Origin of the sequence: Vibrio ostreae (assembly GCF_019226825.1) — a bacterium.
Taxonomy (GTDB): Bacteria; Pseudomonadota; Gammaproteobacteria; order Enterobacterales; family Vibrionaceae; genus Vibrio; species Vibrio ostreae.
The window spans coordinates 2,112,308-2,133,625 of the sequence record NZ_CP076643.1 but is presented as its reverse complement, the minus strand read 5'-3'; the positions used below and the strand labels follow the sequence as shown (position 1 = coordinate 2,133,625).

Here is a 21,318-nt window from a genome sequence, read left to right as displayed (position 1 = left end):
ATAACCGCTAACCGAGAGCTGAAAGCGGGTAATGATTAGCTCAAAGCAGGTAAGAAATAGTTAATATGTCGCAAACCAAGCCGAACCTTGCCAAACTTATCGCTCTCGACCTGCTTACGGTCGGGCGGGTGCCTTTGGTGATGCTGGTGCTGATTTTTGCGTCAGCCATGGGGGTGGTGTTCACCACCCACCATACCCGCCAGGCCATTACTGCAAAAGATCAGGTACTGGAAGAGCGTGACCACCTCGACAACGAGTGGCGCAACCTGATCCTGGAAGAAACCGCACTGGCGGAACACAGCCGGGTGCAGGAAGTGGCCCAAAACGACCTCAATATGAAACGTCCTGATGCTGACAAAGAAGTAGTGATTGAACTCAAATGACGAAAAAGCCAGCCAAAGACAGCGCCAAGTCTAAATCTAAGTCTGCCGATAGCCCTAAATCCAAACCTCAAGCCAGCGCAGGCGATGCGCCGACATTCATTCGCTGGCGTTTTTATCTGATCGTATTTTTTGTGTTGCTGGCTTTCGGCCTTTTGGTCGGGCGTTTGGCATTTATCCAGATCATTGAGCCGGATAACCTGATCCGTCAGGGCGATATGCGCTCGGTGCGGGCCAAAACGCTCGAATCGGCGCGCGGTATTATTTCCGATCGCAATGGTGAAGCGTTGGCGGTCAGTGTGCCGGTCGAAGCGGTATGGGCCGATCCGGCCACGATTTACAAAAAGGGCGGTCTGGTCGAAAAGGATCGCTGGTACGCGCTGGCCGATGTACTGGGTCTGGACCGTCAGGAAATGATGAAAAAAATCGCCGACAACCAAACCCGGCGCTTCATCTACCTGCAGCGTCAGGTCAGCCCGGCGATGGCGAAATACATTCGTGAGCTCAAGTTGTCCGGGGTCGGACTGAAATCGGAATCGCGCCGCTACTACCCGGCCGGTGAAGTCAGTGCGCACCTGATTGGTGTGACCGGTATTGACGGTCATGGCCTGGAAGGGGTCGAGCGCAGTTATGACAAATGGCTGACCGGTGAAGCGGGTAAGAGTATTATTCGTAAAGACCGCTATGGCCGCGTGGTGGAGAACATCTCGCTCGAAGAGCGTGAAGAGGGCAAGCCGCTTAAGCTGACCATCGATCAGCGTCTGCAGGCGATTGCGTTTCGTGCGGTCAAGCAGGCAATGGCCGATTATCGCGCCACTTCTGCTTCGGCGGTAATGCTGGATGTCAAAACCGGCGCGGTGCTGGCGATGGTCAATGCGCCGTCGTATAACCCGAATAACCGTGCTGACTGGCAGAGCTTTAAAATGCGTAACCGGGTCATCACCGATGCGTTTGAGCCGGGGTCGACGGTCAAACCGTTTGTGGTCCTGGCGGCGCTGGCCAACGGCACGGCGGATGAGAAAACCATTATCGATACCGGCGATGGGGTAATGCGCATCGGCGGCAGCCGGGTGCGCGATACGTCGAAAGTCGGTAAAGCGACGCTGCAGATGATTCTGAAAAAATCCAGCAACGTCGGTGTGACTCACCTGGCGCTGGGGATGCCGCTGCAGGATATGCTCAGCATGTATAACGCAGTCGGCCTGGGTGAAGTGTCCGGCCTTAACCTGGTTGGTGAAACCACCGGTATTTTCCCCAATCGCCGCCGCTGGTCGCAGTTTGAAATTGCCACCCTGGCGTTTGGCTACGGTCTGGCGATCACCCCGATCCAGCTTGCGCACGCTTATGCCACCTTAGGTAACCTGGGTAAATACCAGCCGGTGCATCTGATTGACAGTAACGATGACGATCTGTCGCACCAGGTGGTGGACGCCAAATATGCCCGCAAAGTGCTGGATATGCTGGAAACCGTAACCCAGCCGGGCGGTACGGCAGTCAAAGCCGCCGTACCGGGTTACCGGATTGCGGCCAAGTCAGGCACATCGCGCAAAGCGATTGCCGGTGGCTACAGCGATGAATATTTTGCCTATACCGCGGGTGTGGCGCCGGTCAGCGACCCGCGTATTTCACTGATGGTGATGGTTAATGAGCCGCAGGGCGACTCCTATTACGGCGGTGCGGTCGCCGGTCCGGTCTTTTCTGAAATTATGAAAGGCGCGTTGCAGATCTTAAACATTGCACCGGACGAGAACCGTTTTCAAAACTGAACCAACCCGGCCGTCGTCACGGCAGGGGCAGAGAGTGTGAGAATACAATGAACACTGGCATGGCCTTACCCCAACTGCTTGCTCCCTGGCTGAGCATTGATGAGCCAGAACTGACGGCGCTGACCGTCACCCGGCTGGAACTCGACAGTCGCAAAGTCAACCCGGGCGATACCTTTGTCGCCATTATCGGCCATGCAGCCGACGGACGCCGCTTTATCGATAAAGCGTTGCAGCAAGGCGCGAATCTGGTTCTGGCGCAGGCGTGTGAGCAGCATCCGCATGGCCAGCTCGAGTGGCGCAGCGGTATGGCTGTTGTCTATCTGGCCGAACTGGGTGACCATTTGTCCGCTCTGGCCGGCCGTCTGTACGGCGTACATGCTAATCAGGTGATTGCCGTCACCGGCACCAATGGCAAAACCACCATTTCCCAGCTGATCGCGCAGTGGATTGAACTGCTCGGCAGCAAAGCTGCGGTGATGGGCACAACCGGTAATGGCTTTTTGGCCAACCTTGCGCCTGCCGCCAATACCACAGGTAATGCACTTCAGGTGCAGGAGACGCTGCATACGCTGGCGCAGCAAGGTGCGCAATACACCGCGATGGAGGTCTCCTCGCATGGTCTGGTGCAGGGGCGCGTCAAAGCGCTGACTTTCGCCGCCGGGGTGTTTTCTAACCTCAGCCGCGACCATCTTGATTATCACGGCACCATGCAGGCTTACGCCGCCGCCAAACTGAGCCTGTTCACCGAGCACAATACGCAGCATGCGATTATCAATGTCGACGACGCTGTCGGCGCTGAATGGGCTGCACAGCTCTCCCAATCTGTGGCGGTTTCTCTGCTTGCCCAGCCAGCGTCTGAACGCCGTTTATGGGCAACGTCCGTCAGTTATGCTGAAAGTGGGATTACCCTTGATTTCAGCAGCAGCTGGGGCGAAGGGCAGCTGCATGCGCCGCTGATTGGCGAATTTAATGCGTCCAATCTGCTGCTGGCACTGGCGACCTTACTCAGTCTCGGTTTTGATAAAACGGCGTTGTTAGCGGCGGCGCCTAAACTGACCCCGGTTTTAGGTCGCATGGAACTGTTTCAGGCACCAGGTAAAGCCAAAATCGTGGTCGATTACGCCCACACGCCGGATGCGCTGGAAAAGGCGTTGCGTGCATTGCGCGTACATTGTCAGGGCCGCTTATGGGCCATTTTCGGCTGCGGCGGTGACCGCGATACAGGCAAACGACCTATGATGGCCGCCGTGGCGGAGCAGTTTGCCGATCGGGTGATTCTGACCGACGACAACCCGCGCAGTGAAGACCCGCAACGAATCGTCCAGGACATGCTGGCCGGTATGCGTGAGCCTGCCCATGCCCATGTCGAGCACCGCCGTCTGGATGCGGCGCGTTTTGCGCTGCAGCAGGCCGGTGAGCAGGACATCATTCTGCTGGCGGGCAAAGGGCATGAAGATTATCAGGTGCTGGCGGATGAGACGATTCACTACTCGGACCGTGAAAGCGCCCAACAATTACTGGAGTTACCGGCATGATTACCACGACTTTAACTCAGCTTGCGGCTGTACTGGGCGCGCGCCTTGTGGGCGCAGACCGCGCAATCAGTGCGGTCTCAACCGATACCCGCAATCTGCCGCCTGAAGCCTTGTTTGTGGCTCTGGTCGGCGAGCGCTTTGACGCGCACGATTTTGCCGCCCAGGCAGTAGAAGCCGGTGCCAGTGCCTTGTTGGTTGAGCGCGAACTGGCGGTTGCGGCGCCGCAACTGATTGTGGACGACAGCAAACAGGCGCTCGGCCAGCTGGCAAGCTGGGTGCATCAGCAGTGCCAAACCCCGACCATTGCGATCACCGGCAGCTGCGGTAAAACCACGGTTAAAGAGATGGTGGCCAGTATTCTTAGCGCCAAAGGTCAGGTGCTGTTTACCGCCGGTAACTTTAATAATGATATCGGGGTGCCGCTGACGCTGCTGCGCTCGACAGCGCAGGATGATTACGCGGTGATTGAGCTTGGTGCCAATCACATCGGTGAGATTGCTTATACCACCGCGCTGGTGAAGCCGGATGTGGCAGTGGTCAACAATGTGGCGGCTGCGCACCTGGAAGGTTTTGGCTCGATTGATGGGGTGAAACGCGCTAAAGGTGAAATTTATCAGGGTCTTAAGCCGGGGAGCACCGCACTGGTCAACCTCGATAGTCACGGCGGTGAACTGTGGCAGGCGGTGCTGGCCGACAAAACGGTGCAAACTTTTTCCGTGACGGATCACAGCGCTGACTTTTATCCGCGTGACATCGTGTTGAATAGCGCCGGTGAAGCGAGTTTTATCATGGTGACGCCGCAGGGAGAAATCGCGGTGAAGCTTGGCATTATCGGCCAGCACAATGTCGCCAATGCGCTGGCAGCCTGCGCACTGGCACTGGAACTGGGCGCGACACTGAGTGAGGTTCAGGCCGGGCTGGCTCATCTGGCCAAAGTGAAAGGCCGGGTGGAAGCGACGCAACTGACCGACAACATTCGTCTGATTGACGACAGCTACAATGCCAGTGTTCCGGCCATGCAGGCCGCGGTGGATCTGCTGGGTGGTTTTTGTGCCACTCGCTGGTTGATTTTAGGCAATATGGCCGAGTTAGGCGAGGAAAGCCTTGCACTTCACCGACAAGTCGGTGAACATGCTGCACCATTCCAGTTTGAATATGTTCTGACATATGGTGAGGATACGAAAGTGATCAGCGAGGTCTGTCACGGCCGTCATTTTACCTCTCATCAGGATATGATTATGTTTATCGAGCAGCAACTTGACCAACAACAGGATCGCGCTCACGTACTGATCGTCAAAGGGGCGAACAGTGCGGGTATGGGCCAGATCGCTGCTGCTCTTAAGGAGAAATACTCATGATTATTTGGCTTGCGGAGTTACTCCAGCCATATTTTTCGTTTTTCCGTTTGTTTGAATACCTGTCATTTCGAGCAATCGTCAGCATCCTGACCGCCCTGGCGCTCTCCTTGTGGATGGGCCCGCGTCTGATTAAACGCCTGCAGCTGCTGCAAATCGGCCAGGTGGTACGTAACGACGGTCCGGAATCGCATTTCAGTAAACGCGGTACGCCGACCATGGGCGGGGTGATGATTCTGGCTTCGATCATTATCACTGTCCTGCTGTGGTCTGATTTAAGCAACCCGTATGTGTGGGCGGTACTGGCGGTACTACTCGGCTATGGGGTGGTCGGTTTTGTCGATGATTACCGTAAAGTGGTGCGTAAGAACACCGACGGCCTGATCGCACGCTGGAAATATTTCTGGCAGTCGGCGATTGCGCTGGTGGTGGCATTTGCCCTGTACGCCCATGGCCAGGATACTGCCGCGACTCAGCTGGTGGTGCCTTTCTTCAAAGATGTCATGCCGCAGTTGGGGCTGTTGTACATCGTGCTGACTTACTTTGTGATTGTCGGAACCAGTAATGCGGTCAACCTGACCGATGGTCTGGATGGCCTGGCGATCATGCCGACCGTACTGGTCGCGGCCGGTTTTGCCGTGATTGCCTGGGCAACCGGTAACGTTAACTTCGCTAATTATCTGCATATTCCATACATTCCGTACACCTCGGAGCTGGTGGTGGTCTGTACTGCCATGGTCGGTGCCGGCCTGGGCTTCTTGTGGTTCAACACCTATCCGGCGCAAGTGTTTATGGGCGATGTCGGCTCACTGGCACTGGGCGGCGCGCTGGGTACGATTGCCGTGCTGGTGCGTCAGGAGTTTGTGCTGGTGATCATGGGCGGTGTGTTCGTGATGGAAACTCTGTCGGTGATTCTGCAGGTCGGCTCTTACAAGTTGCGCGGTCAGCGTATCTTCCGTATGGCCCCTATCCATCACCACTATGAATTGAAAGGCTGGCCGGAGCCGCGGGTTATCGTACGTTTCTGGATCATTTCTATCGTACTGGTACTGATTGGTTTGGCGACGCTTAAGGTGCGCTAATCCGGCTGGTGACGTTAAAGTAACTCACTGAAATTGGAAATAAAATGGACCGTTGGCAAGGCATTAAGCATGTAGTGGTCGCAGGGCTCGGTATTACCGGGCTCTCTGTCGTTAAATATCTGCAAAAATTTCATCCTCAGTTGCAGGTGCGGGTGATTGATACCCGTGATACGCCGCCCGGGCGTGACCAGCTTACCCCTGAGGTCGGCCTGCATTGCGGCAGCTGGAACCTGGAGTGGCTGCTGGAGGCGGATCTGATTGTCGCCAACCCCGGCATTGCGCTGGCCACGGCGCAGATTCAGCAGGCGCTGGCCGCCGGAGTCCCTGTGGTGGGTGACATTGAGCTGTTTGCCTGGCACTGCGATAAGCCGGTGATTACGATTACCGGTTCAAACGGCAAAAGCACCGTCACCGATTTAACCGGCGTGCTGGCTAACGCTGCCGGTGTTGCAACCGCGATTGGCGGTAACATTGGTGTGCCGGCACTGGATTTACTCGCGACGTCTGCTGAGCTGTATGTGCTGGAGCTGTCCAGCTTCCAGCTTGAAACTACTGCCAGCCTGGCGCCGGTTGCCGCCGCCTTCCTTAATTTGTCTGAAGATCATATGGACCGCTACGACAGCATGCAGGGCTACCGCGCGGCGAAACTGCGGATTTTTGACCATGCGGCCACGGCGGTGATTAACGCCGATGACAATCAGACCTGGCCCGAGCAGGACAATGTCCGCAGCGTGAGCTTTGGTCTGGAACAGCCGGCCGATTACTGCACGGCACTCATCAGTGCCGACGGCGCTGAGCCGCAGGAGTGGCTGATGGCGCGCGGCACGGCAGTACTACCGAGCCGTGAACTGACCTTAGTCGGGCGACACAATGTCGCTAACGTACTGACGGTGCTTGCTTTACTCGATGCCGCGGGCGTGAATTATACAAATGCACTCGCGGCGCTTAAGTCTTACACCGGATTGACACATCGTTGTCAGGTGGTTGCCGATAATCAGGGTATAACCTGGGTTAACGACTCTAAGGCCACCAACGTGGCCAGCACGCTGGCCGCGCTGTCTGGTCTGAGCGTACAGGGCACTTTGTACCTGTTGGTCGGTGGGGTTGGCAAAGGGGCGGACTTTACGCCGCTGCAGCCGGTGTTGGCTACGCTGCCGCTGCAATTGTGCTGTTTCGGCCGCGACGGCGATCAGTTTATGTCGCTTCATCCGTCGGCGCAGCGTTATGACAGCATGCAGGATGTGGTGCGTGCGATTCGCCCGCAACTTCAGGCCGGAGATATGGTCTTACTGTCGCCTGCCTGTGCCAGCTTTGATCAGTTTGCTAACTTTATGGCGCGCGGCGATGCTTTTGCTGAGCTGGCCCGTCACTATGCTTAATCTATCAATCAGCATCATCTGCCGGTGTGCAGCGTTATCGATGTACTTAACTAAGCGCTTATTTCATTAAGCGCTTGATGCAATTAAACCAAGGGAACGATTTTGTTACTGTCCAGACCCATTTCCGCCCTGAGCCACTGGCTGCGCACGCCCTCACCACAAGTCCTGTTTGACCGGCAACTGGTGTGGATTGCGCTCGGCCTGATGCTGATTGGCCTGGTGATGGTGACGTCGGCTTCGTTCCCAATCAGTTCACGGCTGACTGACGATCCGTTCCACTTTATGTTCCGCCACGGCATCTTTCTGTTGCTGGCGCTCGCCACTTCTTCCGTGGTGCTGCGGGTACCGATGCAACGCTGGATGCAATACAGCACCGTGTTGCTGGCGATCTCATTCCTTTTACTGATCATCGTGTTGCTGGCCGGTAAGTCGGTCAACGGTGCATCGCGCTGGATCCCGCTCGGGCTGTTCAACCTGCAGCCGGCCGAGGTGGCTAAGCTGTCACTGTTTATTTTCATGTCCGGTTATCTGGTGCGTAAACACGATGAAGTACGCCAGACCTTCTTCGGCGGCTTTATGAAGCCGATCATGGTGTTTGGGACCTTGGCGATCCTGCTGCTCGGTCAGCCCGATCTCGGGACCGTGATCGTGATGCTGGTGACGCTGTTTGGCATGCTGTTTATTGCCGGGGCCAAACTGTCCCAGTTCCTGGCGCTGATGGTGGCTGGCATTCTGGCCGTGGTGGCGCTGATTGCTGCTGAACCGTATCGTATCCGCCGTGTGACCTCATTTCTAGACCCGTGGGAAGACCCGTTTGGCAGCGGTTATCAGCTGACTCAGTCTCTGATGGCTTTTGGCCGTGGCGAATGGTTCGGCCAGGGGCTGGGCAACTCGATTCAGAAGCTGGAGTACCTGCCGGAAGCGCACACCGACTTTGTATTCGCCGTGATGGCAGAAGAGCTTGGTTTTGTCGGTGTCACTCTGGTGCTGATGCTGATTTTCAGCCTGGTATTCAAAGCGATCCTGATCGGTAAAAAAGCGTTCGAACACGATCACCAGTTTGGTGGTTATCTGGCGTTTGGTATCGGTATCTGGTTTGCGTTTCAGACCTTAGTTAACGTCGGTGCTGCGGCCGGTATGGTGCCCACCAAAGGCCTGACTCTGCCGCTGATCAGTTACGGCGGCTCCAGTTTGATTATTATGTCGGTGGCGGTGTCGATACTGTTACGTATTGATCACGAATGCCGGCTGGCGCAACGCCACAACACAAAAGAACTCAATGATGAAAAACAATAAACGATTGATGGTAATGGCTGGTGGCACCGGAGGGCATGTCTTTCCGGGGCTGGCGGTGGCGAAACAGCTGCAGCAGCAGGGATGGGACATCCGCTGGCTGGGCACCGCTGATCGTATGGAAGCGGATCTGGTGCCTAAGCATGGTATCGAGATTGATTTTATTCGCGTCAAAGGATTACGCGGACAGGGTATCGCGCGCCTGATTAAAGCGCCGTTTCAGATAGTGAACGCCATTATGCAGGCACGCCGTCATATGCAGGCCTGGCAGCCGGATGCGGTGCTGGGCATGGGCGGTTACGTCAGTGGGCCGGGAGGCATCGCCGCCTGGACGCTGGGTATTCCAGTCGTGCTGCATGAACAGAATGCGGTGGCCGGACTGACCAACCAGTGGCTGTCGAAAATAGCCCGTAAGGTCTTTCAGGCTTTTGACGGCGCATTCCCGCACGCGCCGGTAGTGGGTAACCCGGTTCGCGCCGATGTGGTGGCGTTGCCGGCACCAGCGCAGCGTCTGGCTGGGCGTGAAGGCCCGGTGCGGATTCTGGTCATGGGCGGCAGTCAGGGCGCACGAATTCTTAACCAGACTCTGCCGCAGGTCGCCGCGAAACTGGGCGCCGGTTATCAGATTCGCCATCAGGCGGGCAAAAATAACCAGGCTGAGGTAGAACAGGCGTATCAGCAGCAGGGCGTGACTGATGCCGAAGTGACCGAGTTTATCGATGATGTGGCGCAGGCTTATGCCTGGGCCGACCTTCTGGTGTGCCGCTCAGGCGCTTTGACCGTTTCTGAAGTGTCTGCAGCCGGAGTCGGCGCGGTTTTCATTCCGTTTATGCACAAAGACCGCCAGCAGGCGCTTAATGCCGACCATCTGGTCGAATGCGGCGCGGCGCAAATGATTGAGCAGCCGCAACTGACCGTGGATAAACTGGCACAGACGATTTCCGGCCTGGATCGCGCGGCGCTGCTGGCGATGGCCGAGCAGGCCCGCCATGCGGCCAAACTGGACGCAGATAAAGTGGTGGCGGAGGCGATTATTGCGCTGACAGAGCCTGGCCACACTCCAAATTGAGAACAGATTCATGACAATTAAACACACGCAAGATTTAGCACAGATTCGCGCTATGGTTCCGGAAATGCGCCGGGTGAAATGCATTCATTTTATCGGTATCGGCGGTGCCGGTATGAGCGGGATCGCTGAGGTGTTGCTCAATGAGGGGTACCAGATCTCAGGGTCTGATATCGCCTCGAACGCTGTGACTCAGCGTCTGGCGGAAAAAGGTGCCGCCATTTTTATCGGCCATGCTGCAGAGAACATAGCGCAGGCCAGCGTGGTCGTGGTCTCGACCGCTATCAATGAACAGAACCCGGAAATCAAAGCGGCGCGTGAAAAACGTATCCCTGTTGTGCGCCGCGCCGAGATGCTGGCTGAGCTGATGCGTTTTCGTCACGGTATCGCGGTGGCCGGTACGCACGGTAAAACCACCACCACAGCGTTGGTGACACAGATTTATTCTGAAGCCGGCCTCGACCCGACCTTTGTCAACGGCGGCTTGGTGAAAAGTGCCGGTACTAACGCCCGTCTTGGTTCGAGCCGTATTCTGATTGCTGAAGCCGACGAGAGTGATGCCTCGTTCCTGCATCTGCAGCCGATGATGTCGATTGTGACCAACATCGAAGCGGATCACATGGACACTTATGGTGGCGATTTTGAAACTCTGAAACAGACCTTTATCGAATTTCTGCATAACCTGCCGTTCTACGGTCGCGCGATCATGTGTGTCGACGACGCGGTGATTCGTGAATTGATCCCGCGTATCAGCCGCCATGTGATCACTTACGGTTTCTCACAAGACGCCGATGTGCGGATTGAAAATTACCGCCAGGAGGGTCAGCAGGGCAAATTTACCGTGGTGCGTCAGGGGCGCAAAAACCTCGATATCACTCTCAATATTCCGGGCCGCCACAATGCACTCAATGCCGCCGCCGCGATTGCGGTGGCGACCGAAGACGATGTCGATGATGGCGCTATTCTGCGCGCGATGGAGAGTACCCAGGGCACCGGGCGTCGTTTTGACCAGTTGGGTGAATTTGCCACTGGTCGTGGTAAAGCGATGCTGGTGGACGACTATGGCCATCACCCGACCGAAGTGGATGTGACCATCGCTGCCGCGCGCAATGGCTGGAGTGATAAACGTCTGGTGATGATTTTCCAGCCGCACCGTTACACCCGGACCCGCGATCTGTATGACGATTTTGCCAATGTGCTGGAGCAGGTTGATGTGCTGCTGATGCTGGATGTGTACTCGGCCGGTGAGAAACCCATCGCTGGTGCAGACAGCCGATCCCTGTGCCGCACCATTCGTAGCCGCGGTAAGCTGGATCCGATTTTTGTCCCTGACAGCAAGACCTTACCGTCAGTTTTAGCCAACGTCCTACAAGACGGTGACCTGGTTCTGACGCAAGGCGCCGGTGATGTGGGCAAAGTAGCCAAAGATTTGGCGGCGTTGGAACTGTGCATTGAAAAGATGCAAGGGCAGTAACGCTGCAAAAAAAAGTAAAAAGTTGTATATCTGGGGTGGTGGCTGAACTAAGCTCATATTGACGAGTAATTTTATCTATCAGTATTTGATACTTTCCAGCACCTCAGTATAATCCAAAGGTTAAAGTCAGTGCTTTTGCCTCTATTGCAAAAAGAAATAGGGAATCAATTTGCCAGTCGTCAACAGGATCATCGGACTTTGCTGAATAATGTGTTCGCCAAAGGTAACGTGTTTGCCGAAGGTCGCCGATTGTCCGCGTCGCCGCAATTAAAACAACATGCCGCTGGCGGCAGTTTTTTTATCGTGGTGCTGTTGCTGATTGGCTTTTTGTTGTATTCGACGATCAGCTGGATGTGGGACGAGCAACGTCTGCCACTGTCCAAAATCGTATTGCAGGGTGATTTACAATACGTCTCGACCTCTGATGTGCAGCGGGCTTTTGCCCGTATCGATCACATCGGCACTTTTATGTCCCAGGATATTGATGTGCTGCAGGACAGCGTGCAGTCGATTCCCTGGGTGTCACATGCTTCGATTCGCAAGCAGTGGCCGGATACGATTAAAGTGTTTCTGACCGAGCACAAAGTTGCCGCCATCTGGAATGGTAATGCGCTGTTGGATGACACTGGGTACGTGTTTGACGGCGATATCGGTCTGGTGAATGAAGAGCACGTAAAACTGTATGGCCCACAGGGCAGTGCGCCGGAAGTGTTAAAAGTCTGGCGCCAGTATCAGGATAAGTTTGCGCGTATCGGGCACAGCATCTCATCGCTGCTGCTCAATGAACGCCGCGCCTGGCAAATCATTTTGGATAACGGTATCCGGCTGGAGTTGGGAAAAGAGTCGCTTGATGAACGTATTAACCGCTTTTTCCTGCTCTACAAGCAATTAGGCAGTGACGCTGACCGGGTCAGTTATATCGACCTCAGATACGATACCGGCGCTGCAGTAGGTTGGATCTCAGAACAAGAGTTAGCACAAGAGAATACAGATGACTAAAACTGCCAACGACAACATTATTGTTGGTCTGGATATCGGCACCGCCACCGTATCCGCGCTTGTGGGTGAAGTCCTCCCTGATGGTCAAATTAATATTATTGGCTCAGGTAATAGTCCATCTCGTGGTATGGATAAAGGTGGCGTCAACGATCTGGAATCGGTGGTGAAATCGGTCCAGCGTGCGATAGACCAGGCAGAATTAATGGCCGAGTGCCAGATTAACAATGTGTTTTTGTCGATTTCCGGGCGACACATTGCCAGCCGAATTGAAAAAGGCATGGGAACCATTTCGGATGAAGAGGTGTCCCAGGACGATATGGATCGGGCGATCCATACCGCGAAATCAATCAAAATTGGTGAAGAGCAGCGAATCTTGCATGTCATTCCTCAAGAATTTACGATTGATTATCAAGAAGGCATTAAAAATCCGCTAGGATTATCAGGTGTACGTATGGAAGTCAGTGTACATTTGATCACTTGTCACAATGATATGGCAAGAAACATCATTAAAGCGGTGGAACGTTGCGGTTTAAAAGTTGAACAGTTAGTGTACTCAGGATTGGCGGCCAGTAATGCCGTTATTACTGAAGATGAGCGCGAACTTGGTGTGTGTGTGATCGATATTGGTGCAGGCACCATGGATATTGCCATCTGGACGGGCGGCGCTCTAAGGCACACCGAAGTGCTTTCATACGCCGGCAACGCGGTCACCAGTGATATTGCGTTTGCATTCGGCACACCGGTCAGCGACGCCGAAGAGATCAAAGTTAAATACGGCTGTGCGCTGAGCGAACTGGTCAGCAAAGATGACACAGTTAACGTTCCCAGCGTGGGTGGGCGTCCGTCTCGCAGTTTGCAGCGTCAAACCTTGTCGGAAGTCATTGAGCCTCGCTACACTGAGTTAATGGGCTTGGTAAACCAGACGATTGACTCAGTTCAGGAAACATTGCGCCAGGACGGAATTAAACATCACCTGGCAGCCGGTATTGTGTTAACCGGCGGCGCGGCGCAAATAGAAGGTTTAGTTGAGTGTGCGGAGCGGGTGTTCCGCAACCAGGTCAGAGTTGGCAAACCTCTCGAGGTCAGTGGCCTGACCGATTACGTTAAAGAGCCGTATCATTCTACGGCAGTGGGTTTACTTCATTACGCAAAAGACAGCCAGATTAATGACGACAGCGATTACCAGGAGCCTAAGCGCCAGTCGGTGTCGGGATTATTCGGTCGTTTGCGTAATTGGATACAAAAAGAGTTTTAACCTGAGTTGCAGGAAAAACGGAGATAACACATGTTTGAACCGATGATGGAAATGTCTGACGAAGCTGTAATCAAAGTCGTTGGGGTTGGTGGTGGCGGTGGTAACGCCGTTGAACACATGGTACGTGAGTCCATCGAAGGCGTGGAATTCATCAGTATCAATACAGATGCACAAGCGCTTCGTAAAACCAGCGTAAGCACAGTCATTCAAATCGGTGGCGATATCACCAAAGGCCTGGGTGCGGGTGCTAATCCGCAAGTAGGACGTGATGCAGCTCTCGAAGACAGAGAACGTATTAAAGAAGTTCTCGAAGGTGCCGATATGGTATTTGTCGCCGCTGGTATGGGTGGCGGTACCGGTACCGGTGCTGCTCCTGTGATTGCGGAAGTGGCTAAAGAACTTGGCATCCTGACCGTTGCTGTAGTGACCAAGCCATTCAGCTTTGAAGGTAAAAAACGTCTTTCGTTCGCGGAACAGGGGATTGAAGAGCTGTCTAAGCATGTTGACTCTCTGATCACTATTCCAAACGAAAAACTACTGAAAGTACTGGGTCGTGGGATCACTTTACTTGAAGCCTTTGCCAGCGCGAACGACGTACTTAAGAATGCAGTACAAGGTATCGCAGAACTGATTACTCGTCCGGGTATGATCAACGTCGACTTTGCGGACGTACGTACCGTAATGTCGGAAATGGGTCACGCCATGATGGGTAGCGGTGTTGCGAAAGGTGAAGACCGTGCTGAAGAAGCGGCCGAAATGGCGATTTCCAGCCCACTGCTGGAAGATATCGACCTGGCTGGCGCGCGAGGCGTACTGGTTAACATTACCGCAGGTCTGGATATGCGTCTGGATGAGTTCGAAACGGTTGGTAACACTGTTAAAGCATTTGCTTCTGACAATGCGACTGTCGTGATCGGTACTTCTCTGGATCCGGATATGGCTGAAGAGATTCGCGTAACGGTTGTTGCCACAGGTATCGGCAACGAGCGTAAACCGGATATCACTCTGGTCGCCGGCGGTAAAGCGAAACCTGCGCAGGCAGCTCAACCACAACAAGCGGCAGTCGCAGCGAAAGTGGAAGAAAAACCGGCACAACCTTTGCAAGAAAAAGTAGAAGTGAAAACTCAGCCAGCACCGGCTCAGAGCTCAGCGTCTGCTTCAGCAAGCCAAAGCACTGCGCCTAAGCAAGAGAAAGAAAACGGATATCTGGATATCCCGGCTTTCTTACGTCGTCAGGCTGATTAGAATCTCGCCACAATTTGACACTGTTCAAAATTCTGGTAGGATGTCGGTCGGTAAGTATATCGGCCGAGCTTTGTGGCATCGATTTAGAGGCAAGTAGATGATTAGACAACGTACACTGAAAGAAATAGTGAAAACAACTGGGGTGGGACTTCACTCTGGTCGTAAGGTCACGTTAACTCTTCGCCCAGCTGCTGCAAACACGGGTATCGTTTACCGTCGTACTGACGTAAATCCACCAGTGGATTTCCCGGCTGACCCAGAATCTGTACGTGACACCATGTTGTGTACCGCTCTGGTGAATGACGAAGGCATTCGTATCTCTACCGTTGAGCACCTGAGCGCAGCGTTAGCGGGTATGGGCATCGACAACGTGATCGTTGAAGTGGATGCGCCGGAAATTCCGATTATGGACGGTAGTGCGAGTCCGTTTGTATACCTGCTGCAACAAGCGGGCGTAGAAACGTTGAACGCACCTAAGCGATTCATTCGTATTAAGAAACCAGTTCGCATTGAAGACGGCGACAAGTGGGCGGAACTGCGCCCGCATAACGGCTTCAAAATGGACTTCGAAATCGAATTCAATCACCCGGCGATTGATGGTGACGAACAGCATCTGGTGTTCGACTTCTCATCGCAAGGCTTTGTAAAAGAGATTTCCCGTGCACGTACCTTTGGTTTCATGCGTGATATCGAATACTTACAGTCACAGAACCTGTGTCTGGGTGGTAGCTTCGATTGTGCTATCGTACTGGATGATTACCGCATTCTGAACGAAGAAGGCCTGCGTTTTGCCAACGAATTCGTGACCCATAAAGTCCTGGACGCAATCGGCGACCTGTACATGAGCGGACACGCGATTGTCGGTGAATTCTGTGCCTACAAATCGGGCCACGGTCTGAATAACCAGTTGCTGCGCGCAGTACTGGCGGATCAGGAAGCGTGGGAATGGGCGACCTTCGAAGAAGAAGTGGGCTCTCCGGTGGCATTTGCAGAACCAAACATGGTGATTGCTTAACGCATCAGCGCTTGAAAGCCTGTCATCAGGTCGAAAGAATAATAAAGCCAGACTCAGGTCTGGCTTTTTTGTGTCTGAAATTTGGCGCTTGGTAGGATTTACACAGCTATCGGTATTGCTTACATATAAGGTATGAGTTACGCAGCTATTGGCATAGACAGCGACTGGCATCCGTTACCGTGCTTTCCCTTTGGCGGATGACTACTTTTTGGCAAGTTTGGCCAGGCTTTCTAGTCGCTTACGCACTTTGGGTGACGCATTTTCGGCGATGGTCATCAACACATGGGCGGCATGATCAGTCAGGGGAGGGCGAGCTTTTGCCTCGTCTTTTTTTGCCGCCGCGGCAGAATTGCCGCGATAGAGAGCCGGGTTGATCCGGATCTCTATGCTGATCAAGCGCCCAAAGCCTTGCGCGCGCAGCTGATTGAGTAGTGACAGACGATCGTAGTCGATCTTCATTTTGATCGCCGCGCTGGCGGCTTCGAGGATCAGATGGCCACCGCGGATGTTGGCGGCGCGCACATGCTTTTCCGTGCCGCGTGGCAACAGCGTTGTGAGGATTTGATTGAGCTGGAGAATTTCTTTGGCATGCTCTTGCACCTGCTTGAGTCGCGATGCTTCGAGCAGTTCTTCAGTGTTGGTCGGGCGGTGATCGCGCATCGGGTGCATCCGGTAATGGGTCTGGTTTTATTCTAACTGTTATCGGCCCTGAACGAAAATGGATCTGCACTGAGCCAGAAGCGCCCGGCAGTTGAGCGCTACACACCGGCATCAACCGGCCTGCTGCAGTGCGCTTTGATGACCAATGACGCACTAAACAGTGGCTTGAGCGCACAAATTAGTAAGCTTGCTGTAAACAAACGGGTTTGAGCATGGTTGTTCGGACAAAAATTCTCTAAACTAGGCGCCACTTAATTCATTTACTGCCTTGAAAATACGCGTCACCATCACAATATCCCAAGATACATGACATACCTCAGTATCCTTAGTTGAAATTAGGTAGACACTACAAAGGCATTAAGTAGATCGGGATGATCGAAGTAAAGAGAGATTCACATCAATGATAACTAAGTTACTGACCAAAGTGGTTGGCAGCCGCAATGACCGTACATTGCGTCGCTTAAGAAAAATCGTAAAAGAGATCAACAACTACGAACCTGCATTTGAAACACTTTCTGACGATGAACTAAAAGCCAAGACCGTCGAATTCCGTCAACGTATTGAACAGGGCGAATCGCTCGACCAACTCCTTCCAGAAGCCTTTGCAACCGTACGTGAAGCCTCTAAACGTGTCTTTGGCATGCGTCATTTCGACGTGCAGCTTATTGGTGGCATGGTGCTTAATGCCGGCCAAATCGCAGAGATGCGTACCGGTGAAGGTAAAACCCTGACCGCAACCCTGCCGGCTTATCTGAATGCGCTGCCCGGTAAAGGCGTGCATATTGTCACCGTCAACGACTATCTGGCTAAACGCGACGCGGAAACCAACCGTGCGCTGTTCGAATTTCTCGGTATGACCGTCGGCGTCAACGTACCGAACATGCCACCACAAGAGAAAAAAGAAGCGTATCAAGCGGATATCCTGTACGGCACCAACAACGAATTCGGTTTTGACTACCTGCGTGACAACATGGCCTTCCGTGTGGAAGACCGTGTGCAGCGTGAACGTTTCTTTGCTGTGGTCGATGAAGTGGACTCGATCCTGATCGATGAAGCGCGTACTCCGCTGATCATTTCCGGTCCGGCAGAAGACAGTTCTGAGCTGTACACTAAGATTAATACTCTGATCCCGCACCTGAAGCTGCAGGATAAAGAGGATTCGGAAGAGTACCGTGGTGACGGTCACTACACCGTGGATGAAAAATCCAAACAGGTTTATCTGACCGAGACCGGTCAGGAATATGTCGAAGAGCTGCTGATCAACAATGGCCTGATGGAAGAGGGTGATACCCTTTACTCGCCAGCTAACATCAGCCTGCTGCACCATGTGAACGCGGCACTGCGCGCTCACGTTCTGTTTGAGAAGAACGTCGATTACATCGTGACGGACAATGGCGAAGTGGTCATTGTTGACGAACACACCGGTCGTACCATGCCGGGTCGTCGCTGGTCGGATGGCCTGCACCAGGCGGTGGAAGCCAAAGAAGGCGTGAAGATCCAGAACGAAAACCAGACTCTGGCTTCGATTACGTTCCAGAACTTCTTCCGTCTGTACGAAAAACTGTCGGGTATGACGGGTACTGCAGATACTGAAGCGTTCGAGTTTCAGTCGATCTACGGTCTGGAAACTGTGGTGATTCCAACCAACAAACCAATGATTCGTAACGATATGCCGGATGTGGTGTACCGTACCGAATTAGAAAAATTTGCCGCGATTAAAGAAGACATCAAGGCACGGGTCGAAAAAGGCCAGCCGGTACTGGTGGGTACGGTATCGATTGAAAAGTCGGAACTGCTCTCCAACGCGCTGAAGAAAGACAACATCAAGCACAACGTGCTGAACGCCAAGTTCCACGAAAAAGAAGCGGAAATCGTTGCGGAAGCGGGTAAACCAGGTTCGGTGACTATCGCGACCAACATGGCCGGTCGTGGTACCGATATCGTGCTGGGTGGCAGCTGGCAGTCTAAAGTTGAGACGCTGGATAACCCGACTCCGGAACAGATTGCCGAGATCAAAGCAGAGTGGAAACAGGTGCACGATGCGGTACTGGCATCCGGTGGTCTGCACATTATCGGTACTGAGCGTCACGAATCACGTCGTATCGATAACCAGTTACGTGGTCGTGCCGGTCGTCAGGGGGATGCGGGTTCAACCCGATTCTATCTGTCGATGGAAGATACCCTGTTGCGTATCTTCACCTCAGATCGGATGGCGAGCCTGATCCAGAGCGGTATGGAAGAAGGCGAAGCGATCGAAAGCAAGATGCTGTCGCGCTCGATCGAAAAGGCCCAGCGTAAAGTGGAAGGCCGCAACTTCGATATTCGTAAGCAGCTGCTGGAATACGATGATGTGGCAAACGACCAGCGTAAAGTGGTGTACGAGCTGCGTGATGAGCTGATGGTGGCAGACAACATCAGTGAGATGATTGAACAAAACCGTATCGATGTATTGACGGCTGTGATTGATGAATACATCCCGCCGCAGTCACTGGAAGATATGTGGGATATCACCGGCCTGCAGGATCGCCTCAAAAACGACTTTGATCTGGAACTGCCGCTGCAGGAATGGCTGGATAACGACGACAAACTGTACGAAGAAGCGCTGCGTGAGCGTATCCTTGAGCAGGCGGTCACCGTTTACCAGCAGAAAGAAGCCGCAGTGGGCGAATCTGTAATGCGCAACTTCGAGAAATCGGTGATGCTGCAGACTCTGGATACGCTGTGGAAAGAGCATCTGGCGGCGATGGATCACCTGCGTCAGGGCATTCACCTGCGTGGTTACGCGCAGAAAAACCCGAAACAGGAGTACAAACGCGAGTCGTTTGAACTGTTTGAAGGTCTGCTTGATTCACTGAAATCTGATGTGATCATGATTCTGTCCAAAGTTCGTGTTCAGCAGCAGGAAGAAGTGGAACGCATGGAAGAGCAGCGCCGGGTGCAGGCTGAAGAAGCGGCACGTCTGGCTCAGGCTCAGCACCAGAGCGTGGATGGTTCCGACGACGAGCCGAATGATCATCAGCCACAAGTGCGTGACGAGCGTAAAGTCGGTCGCAACGAACCTTGTCCGTGTGGCAGTGGTAAAAAATACAAACAGTGTCATGGCAAGATTGCCTGATCCTGATTGAAACAGAGAGTCGCCCCAGGGCGGCTCTTTTTTTGTCTGTTGGTCTGCTGGTCAGTGTTTTGAGATTGCCCGCCCGTTTACAGAGAGGGTCATGGCTTTGTTGCTAAGCCCACTTTCTCTGATGAGTTTTTTATAACACAATCTGTTGCATATTTATGCTCAGCCTGATCTCAGATGATAACGGCCGGGCGCAGCTAACTCTGGACTTTCACATCTTGAGCGATAATCTAGTCGGTCAATAGTGAGCTCCGAGTTCTAATGCACAGGAATTTATATGAAACGTATTCATATCGTCGCAGGGATTATTTTTAATCCCGACCAATCACACATTTTTATCACTAAGCGTCCGGATAACCTGCATAAAGGCGGTTTCTGGGAATTTCCCGGCGGCAAAGTTGAAGCGGGTGAGTCAATTGAACAGGCGATGACGCGCGAACTCAACGAAGAGATTGGCATTGAAGTCACTGAGCAGGCGTGTTTCGAGCACCTGGAATATGACTATCCGGAAAAATCACTCAAGTTTGATTTCATCCTGGTGACGGCGTTTAACGGCCAGCCTTACGGACGTGAAGGACAAAGTGGGCAGTGGGTTAAAGTCGCCGATCTGAAAGACTATCCTTTCCCGGAAGCCAACGTGCCCGTGCTGGAGCGCGTGCTGAGAGAATTCGCTTAACGCTCAGCCACAGTAAGTGCTAGCCACAGCCAGCGATAGTTGATAGTTTATCGTTACTAGCAGGAACCATCGTGCTGTGCACGAATGAACAAAAGAATGGAGAATACGCAATGGTAAGAATTGCGATTGCAGGCGCTGCCGGTCGTATGGGCCGTAATCTGGTTAAAGCGACGCATCATAACCCGCTGTCTACCGTGGGTGCGGGTTCAGAACGTCCCGAGTCATCTCTGGTGGGGGTCGATGTCGGTGAACTGTGCGGTGAAGGCCGTTTTGATGTTGCCCTGGTCGACAACCTGGAGCAGGTGATTGACCAGTTTGACGTCATTATTGATTTTACCGCCCCGGTCAGCACGCTGGCTAACCTGGAGCTGTGTAAAAAACATGGTAAGAAGCTGGTGATTGGTACCACAGGTTTCAGTGAACAAGAGCGCGCGCAAATTGATGAAGCTGCTAAGCTTATTCCAATCGTGATGGCACCGAACTACAGTGTGGGTGTTAACCTGGTGTTCAAGCTGCTGGAAAAAGCGGCCAAAGTGATGGGTGACTACTGCGATATCGAAATCGTCGAAGCGCATCACCGTCATAAAGTCGATGCGCCGTCCGGCACTGCTATCGGCATGGGTGAAGCGATTGCCGGTGCGATGGGCAATAAGCTCAGCGATGTGGCTGTGTATGCCCGTGAAGGTATTACCGGCGAGCGCAGCCGTAACGAAATTGGTTTTGCTACTATCCGCGCAGGCGATATTGTCGGTGAGCATACTGCGATGTTTGCTGATATCGGTGAGCGGGTTGAGATCACCCACAAAGCGACCGACCGCATGACCTTTGCCAATGGCGCCGTTAAGGCAGCGATCTGGCTGGATGAAAAATCAGCGGGTTTCTACACCATGACAGACGTGATCGGTCTTAACGATCTCTAATTACATAATTATGCGCCAAGACCCCTTGGCGCATTCGTTTCCTTTCTGTTAAACTCAGCAAAATCATCTCATCCTTTTTTAGTCTTTCCTGACTACT

General features: G+C 53.5%; 17 protein-coding genes. 16 read left to right on the top strand and 1 reads right to left on the bottom strand.

What is annotated here, in order from left to right; translation table 11 throughout:
* The first annotated feature begins 65 nt into the window (after window positions 1-65).
* The 13 genes from ftsL (at window position 66) to lpxC (ending at window position 15,844) form a co-directional block, all read left to right on the top strand.
* Window positions 66-383, top strand: coding sequence for a cell division protein FtsL (gene ftsL / locus KNV97_RS15800; RefSeq protein WP_218562304.1), 318 nt, complete (start codon window positions 66-68; stop codon window positions 381-383).
* Entirely contained in the window at window positions 380-2,146 is a 1,767-nt protein-coding gene (locus tag KNV97_RS15795) for a penicillin-binding transpeptidase domain-containing protein (protein ID WP_218562303.1), read from the top strand. Before ftsL ends, KNV97_RS15795 begins: the two co-directional genes overlap by 4 nt.
* A 47-nt stretch (window positions 2,147-2,193) precedes the next feature.
* A complete protein-coding gene (murE, locus tag KNV97_RS15790; protein ID WP_218562302.1) occupies window positions 2,194-3,681 on the top strand; it encodes a UDP-N-acetylmuramoyl-L-alanyl-D-glutamate--2,6-diaminopimelate ligase in 1,488 nt (495 codons plus the stop codon).
* Window positions 3,678-5,039, top strand: a complete 1,362-nt coding sequence (locus tag KNV97_RS15785) for a UDP-N-acetylmuramoyl-tripeptide--D-alanyl-D-alanine ligase (RefSeq protein WP_218562301.1) — start codon at window positions 3,678-3,680, stop codon at window positions 5,037-5,039. Before murE ends, KNV97_RS15785 begins: the two co-directional genes overlap by 4 nt.
* Window positions 5,036-6,118 carry a phospho-N-acetylmuramoyl-pentapeptide-transferase gene (mraY, locus tag KNV97_RS15780; RefSeq protein ID WP_136483348.1) on the top strand — a complete coding sequence of 361 codons (1,083 nt, stop codon included), beginning with the start codon at window positions 5,036-5,038 and terminating at the stop codon, window positions 6,116-6,118. The genes KNV97_RS15785 and mraY overlap by 4 nt, the downstream gene beginning before the upstream one ends.
* 44 nt (window positions 6,119-6,162) lie before the next feature.
* Window positions 6,163-7,497: a UDP-N-acetylmuramoyl-L-alanine--D-glutamate ligase gene (gene murD, locus KNV97_RS15775; RefSeq protein ID WP_218562300.1), complete on the top strand. Its 1,335-nt coding sequence runs from the start codon at window positions 6,163-6,165 to the stop codon at window positions 7,495-7,497.
* A gap of 102 nt (window positions 7,498-7,599) precedes the next feature.
* On the top strand, window positions 7,600-8,793 hold the full coding sequence (ftsW, locus tag KNV97_RS15770) for a cell division protein FtsW (RefSeq protein WP_136483350.1): 1,194 nt from the start codon (window positions 7,600-7,602) through the stop codon (window positions 8,791-8,793).
* Window positions 8,780-9,859, top strand: coding sequence for an undecaprenyldiphospho-muramoylpentapeptide beta-N-acetylglucosaminyltransferase (gene murG / locus KNV97_RS15765; protein WP_218563442.1), 1,080 nt, complete (start codon window positions 8,780-8,782; stop codon window positions 9,857-9,859). Before ftsW ends, murG begins: the two co-directional genes overlap by 14 nt.
* A gap of 10 nt (window positions 9,860-9,869) precedes the next feature.
* A complete protein-coding gene (gene murC / locus KNV97_RS15760) occupies window positions 9,870-11,330 on the top strand; it encodes a UDP-N-acetylmuramate--L-alanine ligase (protein ID WP_136483351.1) in 1,461 nt (486 codons plus the stop codon).
* Between the two features lie 228 nt (window positions 11,331-11,558).
* Window positions 11,559-12,329 carry a cell division protein FtsQ/DivIB gene (locus KNV97_RS15755; protein ID WP_136483592.1) on the top strand — a complete coding sequence of 257 codons (771 nt, stop codon included), beginning with the start codon at window positions 11,559-11,561 and terminating at the stop codon, window positions 12,327-12,329.
* Window positions 12,322-13,584: a cell division protein FtsA gene (ftsA, locus tag KNV97_RS15750; protein WP_218562299.1), complete on the top strand. Its 1,263-nt coding sequence runs from the start codon at window positions 12,322-12,324 to the stop codon at window positions 13,582-13,584. The genes KNV97_RS15755 and ftsA overlap by 8 nt, the downstream gene beginning before the upstream one ends.
* A gap of 30 nt (window positions 13,585-13,614) precedes the next feature.
* The gene (gene ftsZ / locus KNV97_RS15745) at window positions 13,615-14,829 is read left to right on the top strand and encodes a cell division protein FtsZ (protein WP_136483353.1); all 1,215 of its coding nucleotides are present in this window, start codon (window positions 13,615-13,617) and stop codon (window positions 14,827-14,829) included.
* A 97-nt stretch (window positions 14,830-14,926) separates the two neighbouring features.
* A complete protein-coding gene (gene lpxC, locus KNV97_RS15740) occupies window positions 14,927-15,844 on the top strand; it encodes a UDP-3-O-acyl-N-acetylglucosamine deacetylase (RefSeq protein ID WP_136483354.1) in 918 nt (305 codons plus the stop codon).
* A 201-nt stretch (window positions 15,845-16,045) separates the two neighbouring features.
* On the opposite strand, the gene KNV97_RS15735 is transcribed toward lpxC, so the two are convergent.
* On the bottom strand, window positions 16,046-16,504 hold the full coding sequence (locus KNV97_RS15735) for a DUF721 domain-containing protein (RefSeq protein ID WP_218562298.1): 459 nt from the start codon (window positions 16,502-16,504) through the stop codon (window positions 16,046-16,048).
* A 400-nt stretch (window positions 16,505-16,904) separates the two neighbouring features.
* On the opposite strand from KNV97_RS15735, the gene secA reads away from it, so the two are divergent.
* The 3 genes from secA to dapB all read left to right on the top strand — a co-directional run bounded on the left by secA (window position 16,905) and on the right by dapB (window position 21,221).
* Entirely contained in the window at window positions 16,905-19,619 is a 2,715-nt protein-coding gene (gene secA / locus KNV97_RS15730) for a preprotein translocase subunit SecA (RefSeq protein ID WP_136483356.1), read from the top strand.
* A gap of 283 nt (window positions 19,620-19,902) precedes the next feature.
* Complete coding sequence (gene mutT, locus KNV97_RS15725; RefSeq protein WP_136483357.1) at window positions 19,903-20,301, top strand: 8-oxo-dGTP diphosphatase MutT; 399 nt, start codon at window positions 19,903-19,905, stop codon at window positions 20,299-20,301.
* Window positions 20,302-20,411: 110 nt separating this feature from the next.
* Complete coding sequence (gene dapB / locus KNV97_RS15720) at window positions 20,412-21,221, top strand: 4-hydroxy-tetrahydrodipicolinate reductase (protein WP_136483358.1); 810 nt, start codon at window positions 20,412-20,414, stop codon at window positions 21,219-21,221.
* The last annotated feature ends 97 nt before the right edge of the window (window positions 21,222-21,318 follow it).